General features: G+C 65.5%; 14 protein-coding genes. 9 read left to right on the top strand and 5 right to left on the bottom strand.

Features of this window, described 5'->3' with window-relative positions; translation table 11 throughout:
- Positions 1-10: 10 nt before the first annotated feature.
- Entirely contained in the window at positions 11-1,246 is a 1,236-nt protein-coding gene (locus AC4D6D_RS12000) for a BtaA family protein (RefSeq protein WP_491325453.1), read from the bottom strand.
- 351 nt (positions 1,247-1,597) lie between these two features.
- On the opposite strand from AC4D6D_RS12000, the gene AC4D6D_RS11995 reads away from it, so the two are divergent.
- The 5 genes from AC4D6D_RS11995 to AC4D6D_RS11975 all read left to right on the top strand — a co-directional run bounded on the left by AC4D6D_RS11995 (position 1,598) and on the right by AC4D6D_RS11975 (position 6,495).
- Positions 1,598-2,809, top strand: coding sequence for a saccharopine dehydrogenase family protein (locus tag AC4D6D_RS11995; protein ID WP_147215525.1), 1,212 nt, complete (start codon positions 1,598-1,600; stop codon positions 2,807-2,809).
- On the top strand, positions 2,809-3,252 hold the full coding sequence (locus AC4D6D_RS11990) for a hypothetical protein (protein WP_491325452.1): 444 nt from the start codon (positions 2,809-2,811) through the stop codon (positions 3,250-3,252). The genes AC4D6D_RS11995 and AC4D6D_RS11990 overlap by 1 nt, the downstream gene beginning before the upstream one ends.
- 7 nt (positions 3,253-3,259) lie before the next feature.
- Positions 3,260-3,610 carry a DMT family protein gene (locus AC4D6D_RS11985; RefSeq protein WP_086492732.1) on the top strand — a complete coding sequence of 117 codons (351 nt, stop codon included), beginning with the start codon at positions 3,260-3,262 and terminating at the stop codon, positions 3,608-3,610.
- Between the two features lie 100 nt (positions 3,611-3,710).
- Complete coding sequence (locus AC4D6D_RS11980) at positions 3,711-4,889, top strand: carboxynorspermidine decarboxylase (RefSeq protein ID WP_147215521.1); 1,179 nt, start codon at positions 3,711-3,713, stop codon at positions 4,887-4,889.
- 382 nt (positions 4,890-5,271) lie between these two features.
- A complete protein-coding gene (locus AC4D6D_RS11975) occupies positions 5,272-6,495 on the top strand; it encodes a type III PLP-dependent enzyme (RefSeq protein ID WP_147215519.1) in 1,224 nt (407 codons plus the stop codon).
- Positions 6,496-6,570: 75 nt separating this feature from the next.
- Here AC4D6D_RS11975 and AC4D6D_RS11970 read toward each other — a convergent pair whose 3' ends face one another.
- The 4 genes from AC4D6D_RS11970 to murI form a co-directional block, all read right to left on the bottom strand.
- Positions 6,571-7,671 carry an NADH:flavin oxidoreductase/NADH oxidase gene (locus AC4D6D_RS11970; RefSeq protein WP_491325451.1) on the bottom strand — a complete coding sequence of 367 codons (1,101 nt, stop codon included), beginning with the start codon at positions 7,669-7,671 and terminating at the stop codon, positions 6,571-6,573.
- A gap of 138 nt (positions 7,672-7,809) precedes the next feature.
- Positions 7,810-9,024, bottom strand: coding sequence for a 5-aminolevulinate synthase (gene hemA, locus AC4D6D_RS11965; RefSeq protein ID WP_491325450.1), 1,215 nt, complete (start codon positions 9,022-9,024; stop codon positions 7,810-7,812).
- A gap of 101 nt (positions 9,025-9,125) precedes the next feature.
- Positions 9,126-9,944 carry a hypothetical protein gene (locus AC4D6D_RS11960; RefSeq protein ID WP_491325449.1) on the bottom strand — a complete coding sequence of 273 codons (819 nt, stop codon included), beginning with the start codon at positions 9,942-9,944 and terminating at the stop codon, positions 9,126-9,128.
- Entirely contained in the window at positions 9,941-10,765 is an 825-nt protein-coding gene (gene murI, locus AC4D6D_RS11955) for a glutamate racemase (protein WP_491325448.1), read from the bottom strand. Before murI ends, AC4D6D_RS11960 begins: the two co-directional genes overlap by 4 nt.
- A gap of 108 nt (positions 10,766-10,873) precedes the next feature.
- On the opposite strand from murI, the gene plsY reads away from it, so the two are divergent.
- The 4 genes from plsY to AC4D6D_RS11935 all read left to right on the top strand — a co-directional run bounded on the left by plsY (position 10,874) and on the right by AC4D6D_RS11935 (position 15,555).
- Complete coding sequence (plsY, locus tag AC4D6D_RS11950; protein ID WP_491325447.1) at positions 10,874-11,461, top strand: glycerol-3-phosphate 1-O-acyltransferase PlsY; 588 nt, start codon at positions 10,874-10,876, stop codon at positions 11,459-11,461.
- Complete coding sequence (gene dprA, locus AC4D6D_RS11945) at positions 11,458-12,591, top strand: DNA-processing protein DprA (RefSeq protein WP_491325446.1); 1,134 nt, start codon at positions 11,458-11,460, stop codon at positions 12,589-12,591. The genes plsY and dprA overlap by 4 nt, the downstream gene beginning before the upstream one ends.
- A gap of 160 nt (positions 12,592-12,751) precedes the next feature.
- Positions 12,752-15,379 carry a type I DNA topoisomerase gene (gene topA, locus AC4D6D_RS11940; protein ID WP_491325445.1) on the top strand — a complete coding sequence of 876 codons (2,628 nt, stop codon included), beginning with the start codon at positions 12,752-12,754 and terminating at the stop codon, positions 15,377-15,379.
- Complete coding sequence (locus tag AC4D6D_RS11935; protein ID WP_147215505.1) at positions 15,376-15,555, top strand: hypothetical protein; 180 nt, start codon at positions 15,376-15,378, stop codon at positions 15,553-15,555. Before topA ends, AC4D6D_RS11935 begins: the two co-directional genes overlap by 4 nt.
- Position 15,556: the final 1 nt, after the last annotated feature.

Here is a 15,556-nt window from a genome sequence, read left to right as displayed (position 1 = left end):
CGCCGCTGCCTCAGCGCAGGACGTAGAGGTGAACGCCGCCGTAGATCGACGAGCGGTCCGCGCGCGTCGCCGCCAGCGATTCGGCCTCGCGGTAATCCCAGCGGGCGAGGATATCGTCCGGCACGCGGCCCGGCAGCAGCGTCGGCTCGGCGGCGGTGCGGAACAGCACGCGCGAGCCGGGGCGGGCGGTGCGGGTGATCTCGCTCCAGAGTTCGGTAAGCTGGGCGTCGCTCATCCAGTCCTGTGCGTCGAGCAGGATGTAGCGGTCGAGCGAGGCCTCGGCGCTTTCCTTGAGGACCTGGGTGAAGCTCGCATGGCGCAAGGTGAGACGGTTCAGCCGCTCGCGCACCATCGGCACGTTGGCTTCCTGAAGATAGGGCGGCAGCGGCGCCTCCGGCTGGCGTCCGTAGCCGCGTCCGAAGGCCTGCCAGGCGAAGTAGTTGTCATTGAGCGGGAAATGACAGGCCAGCTTTTCCAGCCTTGCGCGCAGCACGTCGGCCATGCGGTTGCCGCCTGCCAGCGCGTCGTACTGGGCGGGCGGAATACCGAGGCCGAACAGCGAGGCGGGCTGGTCGGTCAGCCAGCGCACCAGCTTGCGCTCGAAGATCGGGGCGAAGCGCTCGTCGAACACGCGGCGCTGTTCCTCCAGCGTCTCGGCGCCGAGGATTTCGCTGGGGTCGATCTTGTAGAGCTTTGCCAGCACATGGGCGGCGCCGATGAAGTGGCCGAGGAGGCCGCGCTTGTAGATGCCGCGGGTAAAGCCCTTGATGCGCTGGCGACCGACGAGATCGCGGCCTTCCCAGTAGCGACGGGTGGTCTCGTCGAGATGGGGGGCCAGGCGGTCGCGATAGGTGGCGAGATTGCCCGGCTGATCGGCCTCGGCGATGAAGCGGCGCAAGTCGGCATAGTCGGTGAGGTTGCGGATCGCGGCGATCTTCAGGCGGCCCAGCGCGATATGCGCGGTGTTGAGATCGACGCAGGTGATCGCCGCAGGGTCGGCGGTCAGATAGGAGAGGGCGTTGCAACTGCCGCTGGCGATCGTGACGATGCGGCTGTCGGGACCGATTTGCAGCGCGTCCATGTCGGCTACCGGGTCTTCCCAGATCTGCGCATATACCAGGCCCTTGAAGGCGAGAGCAAAGGCCTTGTCGAGCAGGCGGGCGCCTGCGCTCGTTTCGGAACGGACGACGGCCTTGCCGATGAGGTCGGACGCAGGCCTCGCGTGAGGGTGCTGAGCAGGAGGCATCGGATATTCCTTGGCCGCGAGGGAAAGGGGTTCGCTCGCCGCATTGCCTCCGCCGGGTGACCGCGCGATGACGGGACGATGGCGGTTTGTGACAGTCTTCTCCGACCTGACGGTCGGGCAAAACGGCCATCCGGCCGTTTTGTGCGGCACCAGCCCACGCCCCCACCCGACCTCCCATCGGCAGTATACTTGAGTGGGAGGTCGGGTGGGGGCGTGGGCTGGTGCCGCAAGCCTTCGGCGGATGCCGAAGGCGCACCCGACAAATGAATCAACGAAACTCGAAGAGTTGAGTTGTCACACAGGGCCTCTATATGCGGCTGTTCGCGACTATCGCGTTAAGGAGACAGATTGGTGAGCAAGGTTCTGGTGATCGGCGCAGGCGGCGTCGGTTCGGTCGCGGTCCACAAGATGGCGATGAATCCCGACATCTTCTCGGATATTCACCTCGCCAGCCGCACGGTTTCCAAGTGCGAGGCGATTGCCGAGTCGGTGAAGGAACGCACCGGCGTCTCGATCAGCACCTATGCGATCGACGCCGACGATGTGGCGGCAACCAGCGAGCTGATCCGTTCGATCGGGCCGAAACTCGTCGTCAACCTCGCGCTGCCCTATCAGGACCTCGCGATCATGGACGCGTGCCTGGCGACCGGCGTGAACTACATGGATACCGCGAACTATGAGCCCAAGGACGTGGCCAAGTTCGAGTATCACTGGCAGTGGGCCTATCAGGAGCGCTTCAAGGAAGCGGGCCTCACCGCGCTGCTCGGCTCGGGCTTCGATCCGGGCGTCACTTCGGTCTTCGCCATGTGGCTGAAGAAGCACAAGCTCAAGACCATCCGCACGCTCGACATTCTCGACTGCAACGGCGGCGACCATGGCCAGGCCTTCGCGACCAACTTCAACCCGGAAATCAACATCCGCGAAGTGACCGCACCGGCCCGCCACTGGGAGAACGGCCAGTTCGTCGAGACCCCGGCGATGGGCGTGAAGCAGAGCTTCGACTTCGAGGCCGTCGGCCCGAAGAACATGTACATGATGTACCACGAGGAACTGGAAAGCCTCGCGAAGTTCATCCCCGAAATGGAGCGCGCGCGCTTCTGGATGACATTCGGTGACGAGTACATCAAGCACCTCACCGTGCTGCAGAACGTGGGCATGACCCGCATCGATCCGGTGATCTACAACGGCGTGGAAATCATTCCGCTGCAGTTCCTCAAGGCCGTGCTGCCCGAGCCCAGCTCGCTCGGTTCGACGACCAAGGGTAAGACCAACATCGGCGACATCGCGACCGGCGAAGCGCTCGACGGTTCGGGCGAGAAGACGTTCTACATCAAGAATATCTGCGACCATGAAGATGCCTTTGCCGAAACCGGCAACCAGGCCGTCAGCTACACCACCGGCGTTCCGGCGATGATCGGCGCGGCCATGCTGCTGACCGGCAAGTGGAGCGGTGCGGGCGTGTTCAACATGGAGCAGTTCGATCCCGATCCCTACATGGACATGCTGAACCAGCATGGCCTGCCGTGGACGGTCGAGGAACTCGACGGACCTCTGGCGTTCTGATGTTCGGGCTGCGGACCGTCCTCGTCGCGGCTTTCGGCGCTCTGGCGCTGGTCGGCTGCGCGCCGCAGGACGGTCCGCAGCCGCCTTCACCGCCTCAGACTTCTACGGCGCTTCCGCCGCCGGTCCAGCCGAGCGGGCACAAGGGCGAAGGGCAGGGCTACAACCGCGACATGAACGCCGAAGACCGTGCTTCGTGCCAGTCTTCGGGCGGAACGGTCCAGCGCCGGGGAATGCTGGGCATGGAACAATGCGTCCATGCCTACGCCGACGCGGGCAAGCAGTGCACCGATTCGGCGCAGTGTCAGGGCAAATGCGTCGGCAGCGCCGGTGCCGTCTCTCCCGACAGGCCCGCCAGCGGCACCTGCCAGGCCGATGACCGGCTCTACGGCTGCTATGCCGAGGTCAGGCAGGGCAAGGCGGTCGCCGCGATCTGCGTCGATTGAGTCGGGCATGAACTGGACCTTCGTTGCGCCCGTGGCCATGCTCGCGGGCTCCAATCTCTTCATGAACACCGCGTGGTATCTGCATCTCAAGATGCCGGGCAAGGCCCTGTGGGTGGCGATCGCCATGAGTTGGGGCATCGCCTTCTTCGAGTATTGCCTCGCCGTGCCCGCCAACCGGATCGGCAGCCAGGTCTATTCGCTGGGCCAGCTCAAGGTGCTGCAGGAGGCGATGTCGCTTACCGCCTTCGTGCTGGTGGCCTGGGCGCTGTTCGGGCAGAAGCCGGGGCTGAACGAGATCGTCGGCTTCGCGCTGGTCGGGGCGGGGGCGTGGTTCATCTTCAAGGGGCCGTTCGGCTGACGCATTCTTGAAGCTATGGTCGGGCAGGACCATCTGCCAAACCCATCTGGTTGAAAAATTCGGCTCCCCATCGAGCCACCCCAACAAGGACTGAACGAACATGGAAACCCGCGCCGGCGATCCGGGAGCTTTCGCCCACTTCGACCTGTCGCGCGTCGACAGCCCCAGCTTCGTCGTCGATGCCGCGAAGCTGCGCGATAACTTGCGCATTCTCGCCGATGTCGGCGAGCGGTCGGGCGCCAAGGTGCTTTCCGCGCTCAAGGCCTTCTCGATGTGGTCCACCGCGCCGATCGTCGGGGAGTATCTCGACGGTGTCTGCACCTCGGGCCTGTGGGAAGCGCGCCTTGCCAGCGAGTTCTACGACGGCGAGATCGCGACCTATTGCGCTGCCTACAAGGAACAGGACCTCGACGAGATCCTGCGCCTTTCGGACCATGTGATCTTCAATTCGCCGATGCAGATCGAGCGCTTCTGGCCGCAGATCGAGGCCGCCCGCGCCCGCGGCGAGGACTTCGACATCGGGTTGCGCGTCAACCCGATGCATGCCGAGGGCGAAGTGCCCAAGTATGACCCTTGCGCACCGCACTCGCGCCTCGGCTTCCCGATTAACCAGCTCACCGAAGAGCATGTCGAGATGATCGACGGTATCCACATGCACACCCTGTGCGAGCAGGACTTCGAGCCGCTGCGCCGTACCTGGGACAAGGCCTTCGACTATCTGGAGCCGTTCTTCGGTCAGTTCCGCTGGATCAACCTCGGCGGTGGGCACCACATTACCCGCGCCGACTACCAGCGCGACGAACTGGTGGAATTCCTGATCGACCTTCAGGAAGACACCGGCGCCGAAGTCTATATCGAGCCGGGCGAGGCCGTCGCGCTCGACGCGGGGATTCTCGTGGGATCGGTGCTCGATGTCGCGCATAACGGCATGCCGGTGGCCATCGTCGATGTCTCGGCGACCTGCCATATGCCCGACGTGATCGAAGCGCCCTATCGCCCCGCCATGCTGGGCGAAAAGGCGGAAGGCGAGGGCGAGCCGGTGCGTCTGGGCGGTCCGTCCTGTCTCGCGGGCGATGTGATCGGCGACTATGTGCTGCCGGTCGATGCCGAGCCGGGCGCGCGCTTCGCTTTCCTGGACCAGGCCCATTATTCGATGGTCAAGACAACGACTTTCAACGGCGTTCCGCTGCCTTCGATCTGGATGTGGGATTCGGAAACCGACGCGCTCGATTGCATTCGCCGCTTCGATTACGAGGATTTCCGGGGTCGTTTGAGCTGATAAAAATGGCATGAATCAGACGCGGGGCGGTTCGGTCCGTCCCGCGATTGCCCCAGCCGGTCCCTGCGATGCCGAGTCGAGAGAACCGGATTGCCCTCCATCGCATTGTTACTGTGAAACTTCCCTTTCCGGCGTCTCGTTCGAGGCGGTAGAAAAGGTGGAGTTTGTTTGACCAACCGCCTGTAAAAAGGCGATAAAATCTAACGGAGAGACGGCATGAATCCTTGCGCGATCCCCGTATGTGACGTTTCTGTGAAACAGGACTTTTTTCACTTGCGATTCAGCTTGGGAGCCGTATATCCCGCCCCTCGCTGCCCCATGGGGACTTCCAAACCGCAAGGCAGCTCTTGTCGTTAACAATTCCGTTTGGGGGTCCCTTGAGTTGCTCGAATTTCTTGACGCACCGGCTGTAGCGCGCGCAATCGCGCCCGACGAACCCGTTATCCTCAACCGCCCGCATGCTGCTGCGCGCGCGGCCCGTTTCTTCGCCACGAAGTTTCCGGGCAAGGCGCTCTATGCGGTGAAGGCGAACCCCTCGCCGGATCTCATCAAGATCCTCTGGGCAAACGGCATCACCCATTACGACGTCGCTTCCATCGGTGAAGTGCGCATGGTTCGCGGCGCTCTGCCCGACGCGACGCTGTGCTTCATGCACCCGGTGAAGACGGCCAGCGCGATCCGCGAAGCCTACTTCGAACACGGCGTACGCACCTTCAGCCTCGACACCATCGAGGAAGTCGAGAAGATTCTCGACGCGACGACCGATGAAGAAGGCAACCGCGCCGCCGACCTGCGCCTCTGCGTGCGCCTGCGCGTCAGTTCCGAATATTCGGAACTGAGCCTCGCCTCGAAGTTCGGCGTCGATCTCGCCGATGCGGGCGAACTGCTTCAGGCGACCCGTCAGGTGGCCGACTGGCTGGGCGTATGCTTCCATGTCGGTTCGCAGGCGATGACGCCCTTCGCCTATGTCCAGGCGCTGGAGCGTGCCCGTGCGGCGATTGCCGATGCCGGTGTCGTCATCGACATGATCGACGTTGGTGGAGGCTTCCCCTCGGTCTATCCGGGCATGGAGCCGCCGCCGCTCGAAGATTACTTCCAGGTGATCCACCGTCACTTCGAAGCCCTGCCGATCGCCTACAACGCCGAACTGTGGTGTGAGCCGGGTCGTGCGCTCTCGGCCGAGTACAGCTCGATGATCGTCAAGGTCGAGAAGCGTCGCGGTGACGAGCTCTACATCAACGAGGGTGCCTATGGCGCGCTCTACGATGCCGCGCACGTGGCCTGGCGCTTCCCGGTGAAGTGCATCTCGCGCGAAACCGCCGTCGGCGGCGAGCGTTCGGATGAGCTTCAGGGCTTCTCGTTCTACGGTCCGACCTGCGACGATGCCGACTTCATGGAAGGCCCGTTCATGCTTCCGGCCGACATCAAGGCGGGCGACTGGATCGAAGTGGGCATGCTCGGCGCATACGGTGCGGCGATGCGCACGGCGTTCAACGGCTTTGGCACCGGCGAGGTGCTGAACGTCTCGGACGAGCCGATGGCCAGCCTCTACACCGGCGAGCGCAAGGATCCACGCGTGTCGGACAACGTGGTCTCGCTGCGCTGATCCGTTCGGAACGGTTATGAAAAAGCCCGCCGGAACTTCGGTTCCGGCGGGCTTTTTTCTTGTCCGATCGGCGCGTCAGGCCTGGACGAACAGGTCCTTGTAGACACGCGGCTGGCAGCGCAGGAACTGCGGTGCGGCCTTGACCGTCGCGCCCAGGGCGGCTGCGGCGTGCCAGGGCCAGCGGGGATCGTAGAGCACGGTGCGAGCCAGACCGATCATGTCCGCGTCGCCGGTCGCGACGATGGCCTCGGCCTGCTCCGGTTCGGTGATGAGGCCCACCGCGATCACCGGCATCGACACCGCTTCCTTCACCTTGCGGGCGAGGGGGACCTGATAGTTCGGACCGACCGGGATCTTCTGCCCGGCGTCCAACCCGCCGCTGGAGACGTGGCAGGCCGCGCAGCCGCGTGCCTCGAGTGCCTTGGCGAAGGCGACGGTCTGCTCGATATCCCAGCCGCCCTCGACCCAGTCGGTGCCCGAGACGCGCATCGTTACCGGCTTGTCCGCCGGGAAGGCAGCGCGGACGGCGTCGTAGACTTCGAGCGGGAAGCGCATGCGGTTTTCGAGGCTGCCGCCATACTCGTCCTCGCGCCGGTTGGAGAGCGGAGAGAGGAACTGGTGCAGCAGGTAGCCGTGCGCGGCGTGGATCTGCACAGCGTCGATGCCGAGGCGGTCGGCGCGGCGGGCGGCATCGGCGAAAGCCTCGCGGATACGGTCAAGACCGGCCTTGTCGAGGGCTTCCGGGGCGTTGTCTTCGGGAAGGAAGGGGAGGTCGGATGCGGAGACCGTCTGCCAGCCGTTCCCGGCGTCCGGTGCGATCTGCCTGCCGCCTTCCCAGGGCTTGCTGGTGCTGGCCTTGCGACCGGCGTGGGCGAGCTGGATGGCGAGAGGCATGTCGGACCAGCGGCGGACCGATTCCAGCACTTTGCCCATGGCCGCCTCGGTTTCGTCGTCCCACAGGCCGACATCGGCATGGGAAATGCGGCCCTCTGGGCTGACGGCGGCGGCCTCGATGGTGAGGATGCCCGCGCCGGACTGGGCGAGATTGCCGAGGTGCATGGCGTGCCAGTCGGTCATGCGCCCGTTCTCGGCGGAATACTGGCACATCGGGGCGATGACGATGCGGTTGGCAAGGGTGAGGTTGCCGATGGTGATCGGCTCGAACAGCTTGGCCATGGAAGTCCTTTTGGTCGTTGTCGCCGGGGAGAAGCGACCGGGTGAACTTGGGGACGGCCGGGCAAATGAAAAGGGCTCCGCCGCGAGAACGGGGAGCCCTATACGAAAGATTTTGTTGCGTCCGCGAAAGCGCCCTGCTCAGGCTGCGAGGCGCATTTCCATGCGTTCCCAGATCTCGACGAGCGCCTCGGTAAGGCTCTGCATCATCGCCTCGGTATGGGCAGGGCCGGGGGTGAAGCGCAGGCGCTCGGTGCCGCGCGGTACGGTGGGGAAATTGATCGGCTGCACATAGGCGCCGTACTCGGCGAGCAGGATGTCGCTGATCTTCTTGGCCTTGACCGGATCGCCGACCATCAGCGGCACGATATGCGTGGTCGAATCCATGACAGGCAGGCCCGCGTCGCGGAACATCTGCTTCAGCATTGCGGCCGAGCGCTGCTGGCCTTCGCGTTCCAAGCTGGAGCTCTTGAGGTGCTTCACCGAGGCGAGCACGCCCGCGACCAGCACCGGCGAGAGCGAGGTGGTGAAGATGAAGCCCGGCGCGTAGGAGCGGATGCAGTCGATGATCTTCTGGTTGGTGGCGATATAGCCGCCCATGACGCCGAAGGCCTTGCCCAGCGTGCCCTCGATGATGTCGATGCGGTGCGCCGCCTCGTCACGGTCGGTGATGCCGCCGCCGCGCGGGCCGTACATGCCGACTGCGTGGACTTCGTCGATATAGGTGAGCGCGTTGTACTTTTCGGCAAGGTCGCAGATCGCGTGGATCGGGGCGACATCCCCGTCCATCGAATAGACCGATTCGAAGGCGATCAGCTTGGGCAGGGCAGGATCGGTCTCGGCCAGCAGTTCCTCGAGGTGTTCGAGGTCGTTGTGGCGCCAGACCTTCTTCTCGCAGCCCGAATTGCGGATGCCGGCGATCATCGAGGCGTGATTCAGCTCGTCCGAGAAGATCACGCAGCCGGGCAGCAGCTTGGCGAGGGTGGAGAGCGTGGCGTCGTTCGAGACATAGCCCGAGGTGAACAGTAGCGCGCCTTCCTTGCCGTGCAGGTCGGCCAGCTCGCTTTCGAGTTCGATGTGATAGTGAGTGTTGCCGCCGATGTTGCGGGTGCCGCCGGAACCGGCACCGACATCGTGCAGCGCTTCTTCCATGGCCTCGATCACCTTGGGGTGCTGGCCCATCGCGAGGTAGTCGTTGGAGCACCAGACGGTGATCGGCTTGGGGCCGTTGTGCCCGGCGAAGCAGCGGGCGTTCGGGTAGGCACCCTTGTTGCGCAGGATGTCGATGAAGACGCGGTAGCGGCCTTCCGAGTGGAGGCGCTCGATCGCCTGATCGAAAATGTGTTCGTAGTTCACCGAGGCTCTATCCTGCGTTCGCCTTGAAAGGGTTTTTACCCGTTGCTGCGGGCAAATACATGATCGTTGAAGACATGGCCAGTCGCTTGTCTCGCTGACTATCATCGATCTTTTGCAAACCCGCTTGCAATGCCTGCCACATTGCGCGGTTCGTGACCCGCGACGATGGCCATTGTCGGGGCGGCGTGCTTGAGCGCTTTGATCGTCATCAGCCAGGAAACCGTCTCGCGGCGTTCGTCGCCGTCGGTCATCGCTGCGAAGGTGCGGGCGGGAGGGCGAAGCTCCATCCAGTTCGCGTCCATCGTGGCGACGTCGCCGGTGAAGAGGAACTCGCGGCCGTCCTCCAGTCGGACGTAGACCATCATCGCCCGGTCGGGCAGGTCGGCCAGCGGAATGGCGACCACGCCGGGCGCCACCGCGCGCGCCTCGCCTTCGCTGAGGTCCGGCAGCGGGATTGCGTCCGGAGAGGACAGGGCCGGGTTGCCGCGATGGAGCGGCCGGTCCAGCAGGACCAGCTTCATCGCCGCAGTCTCGGCGAGGCGGTCGACACGGTGCTGGGCAGCGGCGTCGAAGTCCTCGATATTGCGCTTCTTCGCGTCGCGGGGCGTCGTCCCGGCGTCGATCAGGATCGGCGGCTGACCGGGCACGACCGCCTCGAAGGCGCGGACCGCCAGCCGCTCCGGGTGGAATCCGCTGCCCGCCGCAATCCCGTTGGAAAGAACCGAACGATAGCCGACGACTTCCTGCCGCAGTTCGACGGGCGCGGCGCCCGGCATGCTAGCGGCGAGGTCCCGCAGGCGGTCGATGTCGAGCGGGTAGGCCTTGGCGCCGGGGGCGCTACGGTCGAGCTGGAACCAGTAGAGCGGGACGCCGACGAGCAGCAGGAGAATGAGCAGCAGCAGATTGAAACGCGGCGTCAAAACCTTCCGCCTTCGGGCAGCCCATAGCGGGCCAGCGCCGCGCCGTAGGCTCCCGGGAATTCGCCCGGTCCGGTGAACAGCGCGCGATCGGGGGTCTGGCGCGCGAATTCCTGTCCGTCGGTCAGCTGGGCGATTCGCCGGGCGATGCCTTCGGCGCCGTGGACGAAACGCACGCCGGGGCCGAAAGCCTGTGCCAGTTCCTCTTCCAGCAGCGGGAAATGGGTGCAGGCGAGCACGACAGTGTCGATGTCCTCGCCGCCGGGCATGGCCCGCAGGGCTTCGGCGGCGCGGGTGATGGCGGCAGGATCGACCCGCTCGCCGCGCAGCTTGGCTTCCGCCGCTTCGACGAGGCCGGGGCCGCCGTAGCGCAGCAGGCGTTTGCCTCCTGCGAATTCCTGTTCCAGCCGGTCGACATAGGCTTGGCGGATCGTCGCCTGGGTGCCGAGCAGGCCGATGACGCCGGTCCGGGTCATCGCCGCCGCGGGCTTGATCGCGGGGACGGTGCCGACCACCGGCACTTCCAGCACTTCGCGCACCATGCCGAGCGCGATCGTCGAGGCGGTGTTGCAGGCGATGCAGACGAGGCGCGGGGCGAAGCGCTCGGTCATGCGGCCGAGCAGCCCGGCGACGCGGGCCGTGACTTGCGCCTCGGTCTTGGTGCCGTAGGGCAGGCCCGCCATGTCCGCCGCGTAGATCACCGGGGCCTGGGGCAGCACCTTGCGCAGTTCGCCCAGCACGGTCAGCCCGCCGACGCCCGAATCGAACAGCAGGATCGGCGCGGCGGGATCGACGGAAGAGAGGGGGAGAACGGGGGAGGGCATCGCTTTTTCCTGGACCTTGCACCCTGTTAATCGCTCGGGAGGGGAAAGGGCAATGTTCATTGCTGCAAGTCCCTTCGCCATTGCCGCGCAAGCCGCTAAGAGCGACGCATGGAATGGATTCTCGCCCTTGTGCTGGGCTATGCCCTTGGTTCGGTGCCTTTCGGCCTTCTCATCACCCGGATAGCGGGCGCGGGCGACTTGCGCGCTATCGGTTCAGGCAACATCGGGGCCACCAATGTCCTGCGCACCGGCCGCAAGGGGCTGGCCGCTGCGACCCTGCTGCTCGACTTGCTCAAGGGCCTTGCGGCGGTGCTGATCGCCGCGCATTTCCTGCCGGAATGGACCTGGCTGGCGGCGCTCGGTGCCTTTCTCGGGCACTGTTTCCCGGTCTGGCTGGGCTTCAAGGGCGGCAAGGGCGTCGCGACGACGGCGGGCATCGCTTTCGGCCTCGCCTGGCCGGTGGGGCTGGCCTACGCGCTGACCTGGATCGGCTTGCTGCTGACGGTCCGGATTTCCTCGGTGGCCGGGATGATCGCCGCCGTGGTCGCGCCGATCGCGGCGCTGCTGCTGGGCCATGGTGAGGCCGCCGCCGTGCTGGCGGTAATCGCGGCCACCGTGCTGTTCCAGCACCGCGAGAACATCGCCCGCCTGCGCGCCGGCACCGAGCCGAAGATCGGGGGCAGCAAGAAACCGTGACAGGGCAAGGGGGGGAGCAGGACGGCAAGGCGGCAGCGAGTCTTTCGCAGGAGGAAGCCTTCGCGCGTATCCGGCTTCTGCGTTCTCCCCATATCGGCCCGGTTACTTACATGCAGCTCATGGCGCGCTTCGGCGATGCCCGCGCCGCGCTCGATGCACTGCCGGATCTCGCCGGACGGGCGGGCAAGGGCTACGAGGCAGCGCCGGAGCGCCGCGTGCAGGCGGAGATAGTCGCTACCCGCAAGGCCGGGGCACGCTATCTCTTCCACGATTCTCCAGACTATCCGGCGCTGCTCGCCTATTCGGAAGGCGCGCCGCCGATCCTGACGTTCCGGGGCGATACCGGCGTGCTTGGCCGACCCGCCGTCGCGATCGTCGGTGCGCGCAATGCTTCGGCGGGGGCGGTGCGTCTGGCGCGGGACTTCGCCCATGGGCTTGCGGAGGCCGGTTTCTCGGTCGTCTCCGGACTGGCGCGCGGGATCGACGGTGCGGCGCATCAGGGCGCGCTGGCAGGCGGCGCGACCGTCGGTGTCATCGCCAGCGGGATCGACGTGGCCTATCCGCCCGAACATGCCGAATTGCAGGCGCGCGTGGCGACCGAGGGCCTGCTGCTGGCCGAGCAACCGCCCGGCACCGAGCCGCTGGCGCGCCATTTTCCCACCCGCAACCGCATCATCGCCGGGCTTGCCGCCGGTACGATCGTCGTCGAGGCGGCGCCCAAGTCGGGATCGCTCATCACCGCGCGGCTGGCGGGAGAGATGGGACGCGAGGTGATGGCCGTGCCCGGATCGCCGCTCGATCCGCGCTCGCACGGCTGCAACCAGCTGATCCGCGACGGTGCCGTGCTGGTGCAATCGGTGGAGGACGTGATCGAGCTGCTTTCCGGCTTCGACGGCGCGGTGAGGACCGGTGTTCGCGAGAGCCGCCCCGAATGGCATTCCGTTCCCGAAAACGCAGTGCAGGACACGGACATCGAGATCGCCGATCTGCTCTCCACCGCGCCCGTCGCCGTCGACGAACTGATTCGGCAATCGGGCGCGGGGGCACCGGCCATCCACATGGCCTTGCTGGAACTGGAGATCGGCGGCAGGCTCGTGCGCCATGCGGGCGGCCGGGTCAGTCTGGCATGAGGCCGCATTTCCGGGGCAGCGGCGCGGAAACGAACGAGCCACATCCAAGCCATATCTCTGGGCTTGACGAAGCGTCCAATGGCTTCCCACCCTATGCGTACACGTATATGCGCACACGTAAGGGCGCATTGGCGCCCAGGGGCACACAGAGTCTGAAAGTATGCAGCTAGTCATCGTAGAATCGCCGGCCAAGGCGAAGACCATCGAAAAGTACCTCGGCAAGGACTACAAGGTTCTCGCCAGCTACGGCCACGTCCGCGACCTTCCGCCGAAGGACGGCTCCGTCCGCCCGGACGAGGGCTTCGAGATGGACTGGGAGCTTTACGGCGACAAGCAGAAGCAGGTGAAGGCGATCACCGATGCCGCCAAGGGGGCCGACCGCCTGATCCTCGCGACTGACCCTGATCGCGAGGGCGAGGCCATTTCGTGGCACGTGCGTGAACTGCTGGCCAAGCGCAAGGCGCTGCCGAAGGACGTGCAGCGCGTCACCTTCAACGCCATTACCAAGGATACCGTCACCAAGGCGATGACCCAGCCGCGCGAGCTGGACCAGGACCTGATCGATGCCTATCTCGCCCGCCGCGCGCTGGACTATCTATTCGGCTTCACGCTCTCGCCGGTGCTCTGGCGCAAGCTGCCCGGCGCCAAGTCGGCGGGCCGCGTGCAGTCGGTGGCGCTGCGCCTGATCGTCGACCGCGAGCGCGAGATCGAAGCGTTCAAGCCGCAGGAGTACTGGTCCGTCGCGGCGCAGATGGCGCATGACGGCACCGATTTCACCGCCAAGCTGGTGGCCTTCGAGGGCAAGAAGCTCGACCGCCTGAGCATCGGCGAGGAAGGCACCGCGATGCGCGCCAAGGCCGCCGTCGAAAGCGGCGCCTTCAAGGTCGAATCGGTCGAGACCAAGCCGCACAAGCGCAACCCGCAGCCGCCGTTCACCACCTCGACGCTCCAGCAGGAGGCCGCGCGCAAGCTGGGCTTCTCGGCCAGCCAGACGATGCGCGTGGCGCAGACGCTCTACGAGGCGGGCGCGATCACCTATATGCGTACCGACGGCGTGCAGATGGACCCGAGCGCGATTTCGGCCGCCCGTGCCGCGATCACCGACCGGTTCTCCGGCCACTACCTGCCCGAGCAGCCGCGCGTCTACCAGACCAAGGCGAAGAACGCGCAGGAAGCCCACGAGGCGATCCGCCCGACCGACTTCACCAAGGACCGCTACGGTTCGGGTGACGAGGGCCGCCTCTACGACCTGATCTTCAAGCGCGCGATGGCGAGCCAGATGGCCTCGGCCGCGCTGGAGCGCACCACCGTCACCCTGCGCGACGGCACCGGCCAGCACGAACTGCGCGCCTCGGGCCAGGTCGTGAAGTTCCCCGGCTTCCTCGCCGTCTACGAAGAAGGCCAGGACAACAAGTCGGAAGACGACGACGGCGGCCTGCTGCCGTTCATGAAGGCGGGCGACATGCCCGCCAAGAAGGACGTCACCGCCGAACAGCACTTCACCCAGCCGCCGCCGCGCTTCTCCGAAGCCAGCCTTGTCAAGCGTCTGGAAGAACTGGGCATCGGGCGTCCTTCGACTTATGCGGCGACGATCCAGGTCATCAAGGACCGCAACTACGTCCGCACCGAGAAAAACCGTTTCTTCGCAGAGGAATCGGGCCGACTGCTCACCTCGTTCCTCGAACGCTTCTTCCAGCGCTATGTCGCCTACGAATTCACCGCGGGCATGGAAGACGAACTGGACGACGTTTCCGGTGGTCGCCAGGAATGGAAGGCGCTGCTCGAAGCCTTCTGGCGCGATTTCAAGCCGAAGTCGGACGAAGTCATGGAGAAGAAGCCCTCGGAAGTGACCGAGGCGCTCGATGAGTTCCTGTCCGACTACCTGTTCCCGCCCAAGGCGGACGGCAGCGATCCGCGCCTCTGCCCCAAGTGCGGCGAGGGCCGCCTGTCGCTGCGCGGCGGTCGCTACGGTGCCTTCGTGGCCTGCTCGAACTATCCGGAGTGCAAGTTCACCCGCAAGTTCGCGCAGCCCGGCGGCAGTGCCGACGGCGGCGACGACGAGTCGCTGGGTCAGGACCCGGAAACCGGCCTGGAGATCGTGCGTCGTACCGGCCGGTTCGGTCCTTATATCCAGCTCGGCGAGGGCAAGGAGGCCAAGCGCGCCTCGATCCCCAAGGATATCGACGAACTGACGCTGGAGTGGGGGATCAAGCTGCTCAGCCTGCCGCGCACCATCGGTCCGCACCCGGAAACCGGCGAGAACATCACCGCCAGCATTGGCCGCTACGGTCCCTATCTGGCGCATAACGGCAAGTATGCGCGCCTGCGCAATACTGCCGAAGTGTTCGAGACCGGCATGAACATGGCCGTGACCAAGCTTGCGGAAGCGGCGGCCGGAGCAGGCGCGCGCGGTTCGCGTGCAGCGGCGGAGCCGATCAAGGTGCTGGGCGCGCACCCCACTTCGGGCGGCGAGATCAAGGTGCTGGCGGGCCGCTATGGTCCCTATGTCACCGACGGAACCACCAATGCGACGCTCCCGCGCGACCAGAAGCCGGAAGACCTCACGGCCGAGCAGGCGATCACCCTGATCGACGAAAAGGCCGCCAAGGGACCGGCGAAGAAGAAGGCTGCGCCGAAAAAGGCCGCCGCCAAGAAGGCTCCGGCGAAGAAGGCGGCTGCCAAGGATGGCGACAAGCCTGCGGCCAAGAAAACTGCGGCAAAGAAGCCTGCCGCGAAAAAGGCAGCGCCAAAAACTACGGCGAAGGCCAAGAAGGAAGCCGCAGAATGAGCGACAAGTTCGCCAAGCACAAGCAGCCCTGGAAGCCCGAGGAACTGCAGAAACTTCAGACCCTTGCCGGAAAGGGCAAGGGCCTGAAGGAAATCGCCAAGGCGCTCAACCGCACCGAGGAATCGACCAAGGATGCCGCGCGTCAGCACGGCTTCTCGATCGCCAAGGCGCGCTGAG

This window comes from Novosphingobium sp. BF6, assembly GCF_058273105.1.
Note: the sequence above shows the minus strand (reverse complement) of the source record. Positions and strands in the feature narration are given on the sequence as shown.